Raw genomic sequence first — 16,364 nt, 5'->3', positions numbered from 1 at the left:
TTAATGGAAAATGAGTTATTCGAGAGAGCGCCAATCCATAAAGCATATATGAAAATGGCGCTCCCTGTTGTGATGGGTATGATAGTCACACTTGTCTATAATCTTGTTGATACATATTTCATCGCGCTTACCGGTAATACTGATCTTATAGCAGGTATTTCAATTTGTGCACCGCTATTCACACTTCTTTTGGCAATAGGTGACATTTTTGGCATAGGAGGAAGCTCAGTAATATCAAGGATTCTTGGCACTCACAATGTTGATGATGCCAGGAAAAAGAGTACTTTTTGTTTTTATGTTTCAATAATAACAGGTTTTATTTTTACAGTAGTTATGCTTGCTTTGAAAAAGCAGGTGCTCATGATTTTGGGAGCGACAAGTCAGACTTACAGTTATGCTGCCCAGTATTACTCATGGTTGATATTGGGATCGGTTTTTGTTATTTTTTCGCTCGTGCCATCGAATCTTTTACGAGCTGAAGGTATGTCTTTGGAATCGATGATAGGCTCTGTGATCGGTACTGTTGTGAATATTATACTTGATCCTGTTTTTATTTTTGCTTTGGGGCTTGGAGCAGCAGGAGCAGCAATTGCGACAGTGATTGGGTATATAGTGACTTGTGCTTTTTTTGTTCATGTTATCAGAAAAAAGAGTAAAGTACTGTCAGTAGATATAAAGATACTTAGAATTGATGCAGCGACTTTTTCCAGTGTTTTGGCAATTGGACTTCCATCAAGTATTACAAACCTGATGCAGACAATTGGTATTACATTGACCAATAGATTTCTGCAGCCATATGGGGATGATAGCATTGCTATAATGGGAATTGTGTTAAAAATAGTCAATATTGCACTTCTCGTTATTGTCGGACTTGCTTTTGGTGGTCAGCCACTTATTGGTTATAATTATGGCGCACAGCTAAAAAAGAGACTTAGAAAGATTATTGGATTTGGAATGGCGGTAACAGGTGGCACAGGGCTTGTATTTTTGGCTGTGTTATCATTTTTTGCTTATGGAATACTCTCAAAGTTCTTGAGTGATCCTGAAATGATAAGAACCGGAGTTTCAATGCTCAGGTGGCAGCTTCTTGGAGCACCGCTTATTGGAATCTGTCTTATAGCAATTGTTTCCTTTCAGTCAACAGGTAAAGCTACCGGCGCATTTGTTCTATCAGCTTGCAGGCAAGGGATAGTTTTTTTGCCTGTAATATTCATATTATCTGCTGCTATGGGATTTGATGGCGTTATAAGGGCACAGTTTATATCTGATATAGTAACAACTGTTGTAGCTTTTGGTTTGTTCAGAATCTTTTTATGGAAAGATGTTTTTGATAAGAAAGTAGTATAGTAACGTAATACTGATCAGAATTATGTATATTGGGCGATGGCTTTTTGTGCAAAAAGTCATTGCTCTTTTTATATCATAGGAAATTGCTTCCTATGATATAAAAGGAAAAACAGCCACACTAGTCTGGTTTGCTCGAAAAATCATAGTGTTAGATTATTTTGAGGAAAGTTTGAAATTTATAGAAAATTTACTGTAAAATACAATAAAAATATACGATAATATATATAGACTGTTTAATTGTCACTTTTGGTAAACGTAATCACGATAAGCGTTGGAATGTTTGATGTTATATTCCATATTGAAAGGAGATTTGGCATGGAAGGCATGAATACCCAGGATATGCTTGGTGGACAGGATTTATCCACAGCTAATGTTGACGATCTTATAGCAGCAATGAAGGCAGAGGAAGGTGCAGCTGCGGCGACGAGTTCCGTGGCTGAAGAGTTGTCAATGCCTGTTGCTACGGGAAAGAAAGTTGACCAGGAGCCTGTTACGGATTTACCGGATTTCGATGCTATGCTTGCGGCTAATAAAGCTGAGTCGGCAGCGGAGATGTCGGTAGAGACGCCAATGCCAGAAATGCCGCTAGATGCACCGGTAGCGGAGGCCCCAGCGCCAGAGAAGGCAATGCCAGTAGATGCACCGGTAGCGGAGGCCCCAGCGCCAGAGATGGCAATGCCAGTAGATACACCGGTAGCGGAAGCCCCGGCGCCAGAGATGCCAGTGCCAGAAATGCCAGCAGCAGAAGCACCGGCAGCAGAAGTGCCGGTAGAAATACCAGTAGCAGAAACACCGGCAGCAGAAGTAGCACCGGATACAGATATGATGGCAATGATGGCAGCAATGGAAGGAGCACAGGCAGAAGCCCCAGCCGCAGATATGACAATGCCAGAAGCAGCAATGCCAGTAGATGCACCGATAGCTGAAGCTCAAGCGCCAGAGATGGCAATGCCAGAAGCAGCAATGCCAGTAGATACACCGATAGCAGAAGCTCCGGCTCCAGAGATACCAGTGCCAGAAATGCCAACAGCAGAAGCTCCGGCTCCAGAGATGCCGGTAGAAATGCCAGCAGCAGAAGCACCAGCAGCGGAAGTGCCGGTAGAAATACCAGTAGCAGAAACACCGGCAGCAGAAGTAGCACCGGATACAGATATGATGGCAATGATGGCAGCAATGGAAGGAGCACAGGCAGAAGCCCCAGCCGCAGATATGACAATGCCAGAAGCAGCAATGCCAGTAGATGCACCGATAGCTGAAGCTCAAGCGCCAGAGATGGCAATGCCAGAAGCAGCAATGCCAGTAGATACACCGATAGCAGAAGCTCCGGCTCCAGAGATACCAGTGCCAGAAATGCCAACAGCAGAAGCTCCGGCTCCAGAGATGCCGGTAGAAATGCCAGCAGCAGAAGCACCAGCAGCGGAAGTGCCGGTAGAAATACCAGTAGCAGAAACACCGGCAGCAGAAGTAGCACCGGATACAGATATGATGGCAATGATGGCAGCAATGGAAGGAGCACAGGCAGAAGCCCCAGCCGCAGATATGACAATGCCAGTAGATGCACCGATAGCTGAAGCTCAAGCGCCAGATATGGCAATGCCAGAAGCAGTAATGCCAGTAGATACACCGATAGCTGAAGCTCCGGCTCCAGAGATACCAGTGCCAGAAATGCCAGCGGCAGAAGCACCAGCAGCGGAAGTGCCGGTAGAAATACCAGTAGCAGAAACACCTGCTGCAGAAGTAGCACCGGATACAGATATGATGGCAATGATGGCAGCAATGGAAGGAGCACAGGCAGAAGCCCCAGCCGCAGATATGGCAATGCCAGTAGATACACCGATAGCGGAAGCCCCAGTAGCGGAAGTGCCGGTAGATACACCGGTAGCGGAAGCACCGGCGCCAGAAATACCAGTGCCAGAAATGCCAGCATCAGAAGCTCCGGCTCCAGAGATGCCGGTTGAAATGCCAGCGGCAGAAGCACTAGTAGCAGAAGTGCCGGTAGATATACCAACAGCAGAAACACCGACAGCAGAAGTAGCACCGGATACAGATATGATGGCAATGATGGCAGCAATGGAAGGAGCACCAGCGGAGGCTCCTGCCGCAGCAGAGATGCCGGTGGAGGAAGTAGCAATGGATGAGTCGCTGGCTGAACTGGCACTTGAGGAGCCAGTTATTGAAGAAATGATGGACTCAGATACTGCAGCTGATATGATGACTGTAGGCATCGATGTTTCAGATGAAGGCAATCAGGTACCTGCCGAAATGGATATGTCAGCAGCTGCAGATGCTATGGAAGGGGCGGTAGAGGATATAGAAGAGTTCCTGACTTCCGAAGATTTTGAATACTTCACATATAAAGCCGCAGACATGACCACAATGGTTATTAAGATGTCTGATGGAAGTGCAATGTCAATTGTCTATGAGGGAAATGAGTTTGATGCATTAGAAAATGCTTTTGCCAAAGATGGAAAGACAATATATGCTGATATCATGAATGCGTTTGTTAAGGAAACTATAAAAGCAGCAGGATCGGCTTGTATGACACGTCACAAGGGTGGAAAAGCAGTTGCCAAGTAAGAAACACATTTTGTAGAAAGTTTATGATTATAATTTATTCGGCTGTAATATTTAGGGGGTTCCCCTAAATATTACCAGTCGAAATTCTAATTTACGTAGTTCTGATAGTCTCTTTACATAATCTGGAAACCTCGTAAGAAGGCGGATTTTTTCCATTTTATGCTTTAAGTGCATCATTAAAGATATTTAAATATTTACAGCAGATAAGTATTTATCAACTTTTCTACAATTGATAAATTGAGAGAATACTTTGATGATTCATAAGTTAAAATCAAACGTTCTCCGGATAATATACCATTTTTTGCATACACGTCAATCTTCCGGATTGCTTTATCAACATACGCAGGATCGTCCATTCTTCCTTCATGTTCCCAATATAATTCCTCATTTGTTTTCTTGCTTAGAAAGGTAAAATCTGGATACACAACACCATAACCTTTTAGATAAAGAGGACATTCGTATTTATATTCAATTCCTCTGTCATAGAACATATCTGCTAAAATTTTCTCTGATTTAGATCTAACCCTTTCTCCCTTTTTAGTATATATCTCAACCATACCTTCCTTAAAAGCTTTTCCCTCATATGGAATAGATTTCCACTTCTTAACTAGCTGTTCATAGGTGGCTTGAATAGGTACGACCAGCTCCTTACGCCTCGGAGTAAGATGCGCATAAATAGCATCTATTTCGTCATCCGCATAATCATTGGCTATTTGTTGAAATTGTTTCACTCTTTTGTCTATAAGCTTTTTAAGCTTTTTATCATACGCTTTTTGGGCTAACGCACGAATATCCGACTGCTTTTCTTTTGGCATATAATTGCCATTTCTAGAATTATTACTAGTACAAAGATAATACTGAGTATACTTTCCTGTCGATGATATTCGCAATCTCCCCTCTGGAACATCTTGAAGTCTTTCGTCAAGTATATGCTTTATTCTCTCAAGTTTTGTCATTTCATCTAACAATTGCTTCTTTAATCCAATCATTTATTAACTCCTTTTATTCATTATCATTTTTGATTTCTGTTCTAATTTGTCTTAAATGGCAGAATAATTCTTTCACGGCTTCATTTATCTTTTTATCATTTATAATCCGTAGAATTTACTCCTTGCTTTCGGCCTTTTCTAGCAATTTATCTGTTTGAAGCCATATTTTTTAGCATTACTTTACGGATCATATTTTAATAATCTCAATTCTAATACGAAAAAACTTGCCTTTAATTTCGGCGCTTTTTGTCAATTTTTCATTTGAATCCTAAAAATCAAGTTCCTTTCTTCGGCTAAATATATAAAAATCTCATTTGAATCCTAAAAGCCAAGTTCCTTTCTTCGGCTAAATTTATAAAAATCTCATTTGAATCCTAGAAACCAAGCATTTTACTTCTGCACTTTATGATCATCTATTAAATGGTCTGAAAAACAAAATAAGTATTTCGCTGGCTTAAAGCAAAAAACTCGCTAGCTGTGCTCTGTTGAAAAATGCTCAAAGAGAAAAATAGGCTGTTTGAAGATAACTATGCCTCAGCAGTGCTTACAAGCTTACATTGCAATAATCAAGGTAACACCTCTTCAATTATCAATTTCTGCAATATTGGTAGAGCAATAATATAATAGCTATGATAGATAGAAACAAAATAGTTACTATAATGCTCTGTTTGGATGTTTTATTGGGAATCATCAGCAATGAAAAAGATATTAAACTACATTGCCAATATTTCGAATTAATGATCATCAAAAATTATGATGTAAACCAGAAATCGTTGTTCAATATACAGCAAAAAACCTAAGTAGTCAAATCTGACACTATGTATTTCCGAATCCTTATTTCCCGTATAAATGATAATAGCATCGGAATTTGTATTAGTTTTTTTATGCTTTTTTAATGGACAAATTATGCCTAAGAAGATATGATTAATTGGCATGGAAAACGATTTCCTAGGTGCGTGATATATTGTGGTATCAATGAATAAGAAGAATAAACATTACATTTCAGGCGGGGAAAAATGGTATCGATAAAAGATGTTGCAAAAGAAGCCGGAGTGGCTATTTCAACAGTTTCAAAGGTTTTAAACAATTATCCCAATGTAAGTGAGAAGACCAAAAATAAGGTCAATGAAGTCGTAGACAGGTTGGGATTTGTACCTAATGCAGTGGCTGTGTCATTATCTTCCAAAAAGACAGGAAGAGTTGCACTTTTGATAAAACTCAGTTTAAGTACGCAGGCAAGTGATGAGATAAATATGCGGTATATTTCCGGGGCAGTTCATAAGGCAAAAGAGCTGCAGTTGGATGTTATTACTGTGTTTGCTTCAATGATAGAGGACATGACTGTAGAAGAGGTCACAAGTTACTTCGAATCCCAGGGAATAAGAGGAATCATTGTATATGGCATGACTACAAAAGACAAAGTTATTCACAAGCTCATAGATAGTGGACATTTCAAAATGGTCGTAGTTGATGCGCCGATGGTAAATGATTCAACTTCTTCAGTTAGCGTTGATCATGTAAAGGCTCAGTATGACGTTGCCAAAAAGACTATTATCGAGAACAAGTGTAAAAAGGTATTATACCTCGCAGGGGAAGACACTGGCTATGTCACTAAGGACAGGCTTTTGGGAATTAAGAAACTGTGCGAGGAAAAGAATCTGAAACTCACCGTAAGGAATGGACAGTTTTCAGAACTCAGGGCAAGAGAACTCACAATGCGCTTTGCTAAAAATGCTGACTGCGTAGTGTGTGCTTCGGATATGATGGCAATCGGGGCAATGAAGGCCCTTATTGATATGGATATATTCAGACCGGTTTGTGGATTTGACGGGATCATCCTTATGGGATATGTGGGAAAGCAGATGAATACAGTAAAACAGGACTTTACAAAGATATCTGAAAAGGCTATATGTGAGCTCAATAGATTGATGTCAGGCGAGAATGGACGAAAAGTTACAATAAAGCATGAACTTGTACGTATAAAGTACGAAGATATTATTGTATGACATCTTGAACTAAATTCCAGAAATCCGCATATACTGCGGATTTCGTGAGAATATGAGTGAAGAGTCAACCAAGCCTCATCGACAAAGTCGATTTAAATTGGCTTGGTTGATGCATTCTTGAATTGTTGATTCAAGAATGTATGACTTTTTGAACTAAATTTCAGAAACCCGCACCATTAGCGGTGCTTTAAATATTTTATTTAATTATCGGGAAAAAATACTTGCAGAAAACGTTTTCCTATGATAATCTTAACACATAAAAGATAAAGAAAACGTTTTCCGTAAACACGGTTTATTAACGAGAGGAGAAAGAAAAATGTCCAAGCACACAAACATGCAACGCGACGTACTTGTACTCAACCTCGAGGAGCAGCTTGAGGGAATTGCTGATGAGAAATTCGGCAAGACAATTAAAGAATGTACAGATCAGGAGACTTACTACATACTTTTAGAGATGTCTTCACGCCTTATGGATGTGGCTGAAGTTTACAACGGAGAAAAGAAAGTTTACTACATCTCTATGGAGTTCCTTATCGGTAAGCTTCTCTCCAACAATCTTATTAACCTCAGAGTTTATGACAGAGTTAAGGCTATTCTTGAAAAGAATGGCAAGGACCTTTCTAAAGTTGAAGAGTGCGAGCCAGAGCCATCACTTGGAAATGGCGGACTTGGAAGACTTGCTGCCTGCTTCCTTGATTCTATTGCAACATTAGGTCTTGCAGGAGAGGGAATTGGTCTTAACTATCACTTTGGACTTTTCAAACAGGTATTTAAGGATCATCTTCAGTGCGCTGAAAAGAACGATTGGATCGAGGAGAATTCATGGCTTGAAAAGACAGATACTACTTTTGAAGTAGCTTTTGGTGATAAAAAAGTTGTTTCTCGTCTTTACAATATGAACGTTGTTGGCTACGACACAGGAGTAAACAAGCTTCGCCTCTTTGATATAGAATCAGTAGATGAGAGCCTTGTAAAAAAAGGAATTGATTTCGATAAGACTAAGATTGACAAGAACCTCACTCTTTTCCTTTATCCCGATGACTCTGATGAGGCAGGAAATCTTCTTAGAATTTATCAGGAGTATTTCCTTGTATCAAACGCTGCACAGCTTATCCTTCGTGAGCAGAAAGAGCGTCAGTACGATCTTCATGAGCTTCACAAACATGCAGTAATTCAGATCAATGATACTCACCCAACAATGATCATTCCTGAACTTATCAGAATTCTTGTTGAGGAAAAGGCATTTAATATCGATGAAGCTATAAATGTAGTCAGCAAGACATGTGCATATACAAACCACACTATCCTTGCAGAGGCTCTTGAGACATGGCCGCTTAAGTATCTTGAGAAGGTAGTTCCACAGCTTGTTCCTTATATTAAAGAGCTTGATAAGAGAATCAAGGCTAAGTACAAGAACCCTAAGGTTCAGATCATCGACAAAGATAAAAAGGTTCACATGGCATTTATCGATATCCACTATGGCTTCTCAATAAATGGTGTTGCTGCTATCCATACCGATATTCTTAAGGACAGCGAACTCAACGACTTCTACAAGATCTATCCTGAGAAGTTCAACAATAAGACAAACGGTATCACATTCCGTAGATGGCTTCTTTCATGTAACCATCCACTTGCTGATTTCCTTTCAGAGACAATCGGAGATGGCTTTAAGAAGGATGCAAATAAACTTGAAAAGCTCTTAGAGCACATTGACAATCCGGAAGTTCTTGATAAACTTGAAGAGATTAAGATGGACAAAAAGAAAGAGCTTGCTTCTTATCTCAAGGATCATGAGAATGTTGAAGTTGACCCTGATTCAATCTTTGATATTCAGGTAAAGAGACTCCATGAGTACAAGAGACAGCAGATGAATGCTCTTTATATCATCCATAAATATCTCGAAATAAAGGGTGGCAAGAAGCCTGTAAGACCGCTTACATTCATATTTGGCGCTAAGGCTGCACCTGCATATGTTATTGCAAAAGACATTATTCACCTTATACTTGTGCTTCAGGAAATCATCAACAATGATCCTGATGTAAATAAGTATATGAAGGTTGTTATGGTAGAAAACTACAACGTAAGCTACGCTGAAAAGCTTATTCCTGCCTGTGATGTTTCAGAGCAGATTTCTCTTGCATCAAAAGAGGCTTCAGGAACAAGTAACATGAAGTTCATGCTTAACGGAGCAGTTACTCTTGGAACTGATGACGGTGCCAATGTTGAGATCCATGAGCTTGTTGGTGACGACAATATCTATATCTTTGGTATCAGTGCTGACGAAGTTATTAAGCATTACAAGAAGGCTGATTACGTTTCAAAGGATTACTATAAGAAGAGCCCTGTTATAAAGGAAGCTGTAGATTTCATCGTAAGTAAAGAGTGCCTTAAGGTTGGACATAAAGAGAATCTTGAGAGACTTTACAACGAGCTTCTTAACAAGGACTGGTTCATGACACTTATTGACCTTGAGAGCTATATTGCCAAGAAAGACGAGATTTTCGCTGATTACGAGAACCGCGATAAGTGGAAAAAGATGATGCTTACCAATATAGCTAAGGCCGGATACTTCTCATCAGACAGAACAATCGCTGAATACAACAGAGACATCTGGCATCTTGGCTGATATTACTAAAATAAAAGGCTTGCACTTAACATAAAACACCCATGTTTCCTTAATGAAAGAGAGAAATTGAAGTGACAATAAAAGATTTACTTATTGGTGAAAGTGCACGAATTGATGTTGTTGGCGGAGAGGGAGCTCTTCGCCAACATTTTCTGGATATGGGAGTTATACCCGGGGCGGAAGTTACACTTGTTAAACTTGCGCCTTTAGGTGATCCTATGGAACTTAGGATCCATGGGTATGAGCTCACGCTTCGTCTTGCTGACGCTGAGAAAATTCAGGTGACTAAGCTTTCAGAGGAAAAAGAGCTTGGTAAAGCAGGACAGTCAAAAAAGAATTCAAAAAAGATCGATCACCCGGGGCTTGGTGAGGAAGGTAAGTATCATCCCAAGGGAAGCGGCAATCCTTTGCCGGATACAGCTCTTTTGACATTTGCTCTTGTAGGTAACCAGAACTGTGGAAAGACGACTCTTTTCAATCAACTGACAGGTGCTAATCAGCACGTTGGTAATTTCCCTGGAGTAACTGTGGACCGTAAGGACGGTTCAATACTCGGACAAAAAAATACAATGATAACGGACCTTCCCGGAATATATTCCATGTCTCCATATTCCAGTGAAGAGCTTGTCAGCAGGAACTTTGTGCTTGAGGAAGAGCCTGAGGCAATCATCAACATTGTGGATGCCACAAACATGGAGAGAAATCTATATCTGACTATGCAGCTTCTTGAAATGGACATCCCTGTCGTAATTGCCCTTAACATGATGGATGAACTTAGGGGCAATGGTGGAACGGTTGATATCAACCTTATGGAGAGTATGCTTGGAGTTCCTGTTGTTCCTATTTCTGCAGCCAAGAATGAAGGAATTGATGAGCTGGTACGCCATGCCATGCACATAGCCCACTATCAGGAGAGACCGGGCCGTCAGGATTTTTGTGATGAAAATGATAATGGCGGCGCTGTTCACAGATGTATCCATGCAGTTATGCATCTCATACAGGATCATGCTAAAACAGCGGAGCTTCCTTTGAGATTTGCGGCCAATAAGGCAATAGAGGGAGATCAGCTCATAATTGATAAGCTAAGTCTCGATAATAATGAAAAAGAGACGCTTGAACATATCACAAGGCAGATGGAGGCAGAAAGAGGCCTTGACAGGGCAGCAGCCATCGCGGATATGAGATTTTCTTTTATCCGCAGGATATGCGATGAATGCCTTGTAAAACCTCATCAGAGCAAGGAGCAGATAAGAAGCCAGAAAATAGACAAAGTCCTTACCGGCAGATTTACTGCTATTCCGGTGTTTATTCTTGTTATGGCATCTATTTTCTTTTTGACCTTTAATGTGATCGGAGCTTTTTTACAGGGACTTATCGAAACGGGAGTTAGTGCATTGACAGGCCTTGTAGACAATGCCATGACGCAGGCAGGAGTTAATGCAGCAATTCACAGTCTTGTGGTTGATGGTATTTTTGAAGGTGTGGGAAGTGTCCTTAGCTTTTTGCCTATAATCGTTACAATATTCTTGTTCTTATCACTTCTTGAAGACAGTGGATATATCGCAAGAGTTGCATTCTTTATGGACCAGCTCCTTAGGAGAATAGGACTTTCCGGAAGAAGTATCGTTCCGCTTTTGATCGGCTTTGGATGTACGGTTCCGGCGGTAATGTCGACGAGAACCCTTCCAAGTGACAGAGACAGGAAAATGACGATCCTTCTTACTCCTTTCATGAGTTGTACAGCAAAACTACCTATTTATGCGTTCTTTGTGGCAGCATTTTTCCCTGATAAGGGATGGCTTGTAATAACGGCGCTGTATTTTCTGGGAATCATGCTGGGAATTATAGTTTCTTTGATATATAAAAAGACTTTGTTTAAGGGCGAAGCAGTCCCATTTGTTATGGAACTTCCAAATTACCGCATGCCCAGTGCCAGAAGTGTAATGCAGCTGATGTGGGAAAAGTCAAAAGATTTCATTCAGAGGGCATTTTCAGTTATTATGCTGGCTTCAATAGTTGTGTGGTTCTTCAAGAGCTTTGATTTCCATCTGGAACTTGTGGACAGCACCAAGGATAGCATGCTTGCATCAATTGCCGGAATTCTGGTTCCTATCTTCAAACCAATTGGCCTTGGGGATTTCAGAATATGCACATCTCTCATAAGCGGTTTCATGGCAAAAGAGAGTGTGGTATCAGTTTTGGAAGTATTGTTTGACGAAGCAGGCGGCGTTTCTGCTGCTATAAGCACTTTGTCTGCAGTAAGCCTTCTTGTCTTTTCACTTGTTTATACTCCATGCGTTGCGGCTGTTGCTGCAATTGGCAGGGAGATGGGAAGACGATGGGCTGCTATCGTTGTTCTGTGGCAGTGTGTAGTTGCGTGGATCGCAGCATTTATAGTCTATTACATAGGAATGCTGATGGGGATTTGACATCTTATTTAAGGTTTCTGAATTCCACCGGCGTCATTCCAAAGCTCTTTTTAAAGAGTCTGGTAAAATATGAGTAATTATCGTACCCGACGTGGAGTGCGATATCGTGAATTGAATAATCTGTTTCAGTTAAAAGTTTTTTTGCAAGGGACAGGCGCTTTTGCAAGACGTAATTTTTGTAGCTAAAGCCTGTCTCTTTTTTGAATATTTTAGTGATGTAATCCGGATCAAAAAAGAACATTTCAGAAAGCTGCTCTCTGCTTATTTCTTCTTTAAAATGCTCGTCAACATATGCTAAAAGAGCCTTCTGCGCCGATTCTGTATCAGATGTATCAAGCTTGTAAAATGAGCTTTCGGAAGGCTCATTATCATAGGCTTCCTTTATTGCTTTTTTGATGATACGGGTCAGCTCTGCATAGTCAATTGGCTTTAAAAAATAGTGAAAACTCTTGAGCTCAATTGCCTTTTGGGCGTAAGAAAAATCTGCATAGTTAGTTAAAAAGATAGTTGGGACCTTGTTTCCCTGCTCGCGCAAAAAGCTCAGAAGATCCAGGCCTGTACCATGCGGCATATCGATGTCGCTAAGGAGCAGGTCTATTCTATTTGAATTAATTATTTCTTTTGCCGAATTGATCTCGCCTGCTGTGAAAACTTCAGTAAATCCGAGACTTTCCCAGGCGATTCCTTTTTGGAGCGCTGCAATAACAAAGCGGTCATCGTCCACAAGTAAAACATTCATTTATTGATACCTCTTTGGGAGCACCAGAGTAACTACGGCGCCGCCCGTAACGCTATTTTCTATAGATAGATCAAAGTTCCCGTCATATAGAAGTGACAGTCTTCTGATGCAGTTGGTTATTCCGATGTGGCTGCCATCTTCTGTGAGATCTTCCTTGTTCTTTATTTTTTCTATGATCTCATCAGGAAAACCCTGACCGTTGTCTGCAATTGAGATGGCAACAAAAGGGCTGCCTTCCCTTTCAAGGTCTTTGCTGGAGACTGTTATCTTTAACACATTCCCCTTGGAATCCGCATGTTTGATGATGTTTTCGATAAAAGTTATAAGTAAAAGAGGCGGTATAAGAACATCCATGTTTGAATCATCGATATCGCAGTCGTAGTCAATGTCCTCCGATAGGCGCATCATCTGAATATCAAGATAATCTTCCGCGTGAGAAATCTCATTGCTAAGTGTTACAAAATCCTTATCTGCCTGAAAAAGATATCTGAAATACTTGGAGGTAAAGCTGAGCATTTTCTGAGCTGCGCTAACGTCTCCAAGGCTCAACATGCTGTCTATCGTAGTGAGGCAGTTTAAGTAAAAGTGCGGTTTTATCTGCTGCTGCAAAAAGTGAATCCTGAACTTGTTCTGGTCAAGCTCTGCTTCGTAAATGTTGATGCGGAGCCTTGTTATTTCATGAATCAGATTTTTGAACTGGTCATTTATTTGATTTAGCTCTTGCAATTTGCCGTCAGTAAGATCAAGGGTTGTGACTTCAACACCTGACAGTGAGTCCATTTTTGACAGGTTTTCGGAAAAGATCCTGATAGGCAGGATGACTTTTTTATATGTCAAAAGAATGTAGCCGCCCATGATAAAGGAAAGGGTAAGGGCTGTTAGAAATACCAGGAACTGAAGGAAAAAGATCTTTCCATAGTTACCGAGCATATCTGAGTTAACAACTAAAGTGAAAGGAAGACCTGCGTCTTCACCGCGGAAAACAATCTCGTTGTAATAGTAGTCCAAAAATCCGCTGGGGCTGGCTGCAGTTTGATAATAGGTGTCACCTTTGAGGTTCTGAAACTTAATATTGCCGTGGTTTCCAAGGTTCAGACTGCCCAGTGGAGAGAGTAGATCTTCTATCGGGACCAGTGACACAAAAGTTCTATGGCTATAGGTAATTGCGTAGTACAGGTAGGTTTTGCCACCTATAACAGTAGGTATCCAGGATAGACCGCCTGATGTAAGCCCCTGCGAAACGTCAGATATTATCCTTTTCCTGATGGTCTTGTACCTGTCATAGGTAACTGCCATGTCAGAGGCATTAATGAACAGATTTCCTTCATCCCAGTAAAAGAAATACATATATTCTGAACCTGTTGAATACTGCATGTCGCTTACCCGGAGCCTCAGATCAGTACTGGCTTTCCTGTAATCCCCCATGTGACCTTCAGTGGAAAAACTGTCCAGGATAGGATCATGGAAAACAGTCCATTGAACGAAGTGTTCTATGGCATTAAGTCTTTCGGTTAATTCTGTTTGATATATTGATACGGCATTCTCTACTGCAAGATTATTCTGCTTTCTTATTTCCAAAAATGAAAAGACACTTACTATCACAAAAATGATAACAACTGGCACGGAAATAAGTAGTGTTTTTCGAAGTATCTGTACAACAGGATATGCTCTGTTTCTTCCTTGGTTTTTCATAAGATCATTATAATTAAAAGGTTTCAGGGCTGCCACAGTTTTTAGTTTCCTGTTCGGAAAAGTGCTATCCATAAAACTGAATAGTGCTATTTTTTGTTTTTTAAAATCTTTAAGATTTAGAACATGAAATCAAGGAGAACAAAAAATGAAGAATAAAATTTTGGGGAACATAAAAAAATACTATCAGTTGTATTTACTTCTTTTACCATCAGCAGTACTGCTATTTTGTTTTGCATATCTTCCGATGGTCGGAATAGTGATAGCATTTCAAAACTATTCACCTGCTCTTGGAATTCTGAAAAGTCCCTTTGTGGGAATGAAAAATTTCATGCAGTATTTCAGATCATATCAATTTGCAGTGACCATTAAAAATACGCTGGTTTTGAGTTTGTACAGTATACTTGTAGGATTTCCGCTTCCAATACTTCTTGCACTTATGTGTAATCAGATGAAGACGAAGTGCTTTAAGAAAGTATTCCAGGTTATAACCTATCTGCCACATTTTATCTCAACCATGGTAATGTGCGGACTTATTCTGATCTTCCTTTCACCAAGCAGCGGACTTTTTGCAAATCTCTTTAAACTCCTGGGACATGAATTTCCAAATGTAATGTCAAGTGCTGCAGGATTTAAGCATGTGTACGTATGGAGCGACATATGGCAGCACCTTGGTTGGGACAGCATCATTTACCTTGCAGCACTCGCGGGAATTGATCCCACGTATTATGAGGCGGCAACAGTGGATGGGGCCAGCACACTTCAGAAGATAAAGTACATAGATATTCCCATGATCATGCCAACAGCAATGGTACTTCTTATCATGAGGGCCGGAAGCATACTGGGAATAGGCTTTGAAAAGGTATTCCTGCTCCAAAATGTTCAGAACATCATGAGCAGTGAGATCATTTCAACCTATGTTTACAAAATGGGTATGCAGAGTATGCAGTACAGTCTGTCTACTGCAATAGGTCTTTTCAATACGGTAGTTAATGTGATCGTGTTAGTGCTGGTAAATCTGATGGCCAAAAAGCTTACGGACAGCAGCCTGTTCTGATATTGGGAGGTAGAAATGGTAAAAAAGAAAAAGTTTTCACAGGACGTTTTAGTAAATATCATATTTCATCTGATAGCAGTGCTCATGATAATTGCTGTTATTTATCCGCTTTGGTTTGTCATCATTGCCTCTTTTAGCAATCCTGCGGATGTGGCAAACGGCAAGGTGTGGCTGTGGCCAAAGACTGTAGATGTAAGGGGATACCAAAAGCTTTTTGAACAGAAGCAGATCTGGAAAAGCTATTGGAACACCATAATATATACCATTTCCGGCACACTGGTTGCTCTACTGGTTAATATTACTGCCGGCTATGCCATGTCAAGAAAAGACCTGCCTGGTAGAAAGATAATAAATGTCTTTTACCTGATACCCATGTTTGTAGGCGGTGGCCTGATCCCTACATATTTGGTAGTTAAGCAGTTTGGCCTCCTGGATAATTTCCTCGTTATGGTAGTTCCATTTGCGGTATCCACTTACAACATAATCGTGGCAAGGACCTTTTTCCAGAATTCACTTCCCGAATCACTTTGGGAGGCAGCGCAGATAGACGGCTGCAGCACTATAAGGTATTTCGTGCAGTTTGCAGTTCCTCTTTCAAAAGCGGTAATTGCGGTCGTAGGTCTGTGGACAGCAGTAGGCCTTTGGAATTCCTGGTTCAATGCACTTATTTATCTGCAAAACGAGAATCTGATTCCACTGCAGCTTTTACTTAGGAGAATCCTTATTTCCAATGAGTCACTTCTTGGAGCGGCTACAGGCACTATGGCTCAGGAGCTGCGACAGCTTTCAGACATGATGAAATACGCATCAATTGTGGTTTCAACATTGCCAATCATGGCTCTTTACCCTTTCCTGCAAAAGTACTTCAATCAGGGCGTAATGATAGGAGCAGTAAAGGGATAAAT

10 protein-coding genes are annotated in these 16,364 nt (G+C 40.6%); 7 read left to right on the top strand and 3 right to left on the bottom strand.

What is annotated here, in order from left to right; translation table 11 throughout:
- Window positions 1-3: 3 nt before the first annotated feature.
- On the top strand, window positions 4-1,347 hold the full coding sequence (locus BM146_RS10090; protein ID WP_074888171.1) for an MATE family efflux transporter: 1,344 nt from the start codon (window positions 4-6) through the stop codon (window positions 1,345-1,347).
- Between the two features lie 246 nt (window positions 1,348-1,593).
- Window positions 1,594-3,924, top strand: coding sequence for a hypothetical protein (locus BM146_RS10085; RefSeq protein WP_177201637.1), 2,331 nt, complete (start codon window positions 1,594-1,596; stop codon window positions 3,922-3,924).
- A gap of 194 nt (window positions 3,925-4,118) precedes the next feature.
- On the opposite strand, the gene BM146_RS10080 is transcribed toward BM146_RS10085, so the two are convergent.
- Window positions 4,119-4,913, bottom strand: a complete 795-nt coding sequence (locus BM146_RS10080) for a hypothetical protein (protein ID WP_074888162.1) — start codon at window positions 4,911-4,913, stop codon at window positions 4,119-4,121.
- Between the two features lie 1,016 nt (window positions 4,914-5,929).
- Here BM146_RS10080 and BM146_RS10070 point away from each other — a divergent pair.
- The 3 genes from BM146_RS10070 to feoB all read left to right on the top strand — a co-directional run bounded on the left by BM146_RS10070 (window position 5,930) and on the right by feoB (window position 11,974).
- Window positions 5,930-6,919, top strand: a complete 990-nt coding sequence (locus tag BM146_RS10070; RefSeq protein ID WP_074888156.1) for a LacI family DNA-binding transcriptional regulator — start codon at window positions 5,930-5,932, stop codon at window positions 6,917-6,919.
- A gap of 316 nt (window positions 6,920-7,235) precedes the next feature.
- Complete coding sequence (locus BM146_RS10065; RefSeq protein WP_177201636.1) at window positions 7,236-9,545, top strand: glycogen/starch/alpha-glucan phosphorylase; 2,310 nt, start codon at window positions 7,236-7,238, stop codon at window positions 9,543-9,545.
- Between the two features lie 71 nt (window positions 9,546-9,616).
- The gene (feoB, locus tag BM146_RS10060; RefSeq protein WP_074888152.1) at window positions 9,617-11,974 is read left to right on the top strand and encodes a ferrous iron transport protein B; all 2,358 of its coding nucleotides are present in this window, start codon (window positions 9,617-9,619) and stop codon (window positions 11,972-11,974) included.
- Window positions 11,975-11,978: 4 nt separating this feature from the next.
- Here the strand turns inward: feoB and BM146_RS10055 are convergent, their stop codons facing one another.
- Together BM146_RS10055 and BM146_RS10050 are read right to left on the bottom strand one after the other, a co-directional pair.
- Entirely contained in the window at window positions 11,979-12,713 is a 735-nt protein-coding gene (locus BM146_RS10055) for a response regulator transcription factor (RefSeq protein ID WP_074888149.1), read from the bottom strand.
- On the bottom strand, window positions 12,714-14,405 hold the full coding sequence (locus BM146_RS10050) for a sensor histidine kinase (protein WP_207649915.1): 1,692 nt from the start codon (window positions 14,403-14,405) through the stop codon (window positions 12,714-12,716).
- A gap of 145 nt (window positions 14,406-14,550) precedes the next feature.
- Here BM146_RS10050 and BM146_RS10045 point away from each other — a divergent pair, with 145 nt between their 5' ends.
- Both BM146_RS10045 and BM146_RS10040 read left to right on the top strand, forming a co-directional pair.
- On the top strand, window positions 14,551-15,459 hold the full coding sequence (locus BM146_RS10045) for an ABC transporter permease (protein WP_074888144.1): 909 nt from the start codon (window positions 14,551-14,553) through the stop codon (window positions 15,457-15,459).
- Window positions 15,460-15,474: 15 nt separating this feature from the next.
- On the top strand, window positions 15,475-16,362 hold the full coding sequence (locus BM146_RS10040; RefSeq protein WP_074888141.1) for a carbohydrate ABC transporter permease: 888 nt from the start codon (window positions 15,475-15,477) through the stop codon (window positions 16,360-16,362).
- Window positions 16,363-16,364: the final 2 nt, after the last annotated feature.

Source organism: Butyrivibrio proteoclasticus (assembly GCF_900115735.1).
GTDB lineage: Bacteria > Bacillota > Clostridia > Lachnospirales > Lachnospiraceae > Butyrivibrio > Butyrivibrio proteoclasticus_B.
This window is presented reverse-complemented; position numbering and strand designations above follow the sequence as displayed.

Bases quoted from the DNA above. Each gene is read 5' to 3' on its own strand.
- BM146_RS10090 (WP_074888171.1), top strand. From the start codon at position 4: ATGGAAAATGAGTTATTCGAGAGAGCGCCAATCCATAAAGCATATATG.
- BM146_RS10080 (WP_074888162.1), bottom strand. From the start codon at position 4,913: ATGATTGGATTAAAGAAGCAATTGTTAGATGAAATGACAAAACTTGAG.
- BM146_RS10070 (WP_074888156.1), top strand. From the start codon at position 5,930: ATGGTATCGATAAAAGATGTTGCAAAAGAAGCCGGAGTGGCTATTTCA.
- BM146_RS10065 (WP_177201636.1), top strand. From the start codon at position 7,236: ATGTCCAAGCACACAAACATGCAACGCGACGTACTTGTACTCAACCTC.
- BM146_RS10055 (WP_074888149.1), bottom strand. From the start codon at position 12,713: ATGAATGTTTTACTTGTGGACGATGACCGCTTTGTTATTGCAGCGCTC.
- BM146_RS10050 (WP_207649915.1), bottom strand. From the start codon at position 14,405: ATGAAAAACCAAGGAAGAAACAGAGCATATCCTGTTGTACAGATACTT.
- BM146_RS10045 (WP_074888144.1), top strand. From the start codon at position 14,551: ATGAAGAATAAAATTTTGGGGAACATAAAAAAATACTATCAGTTGTAT.
- BM146_RS10040 (WP_074888141.1), top strand. From the start codon at position 15,475: ATGGTAAAAAAGAAAAAGTTTTCACAGGACGTTTTAGTAAATATCATA.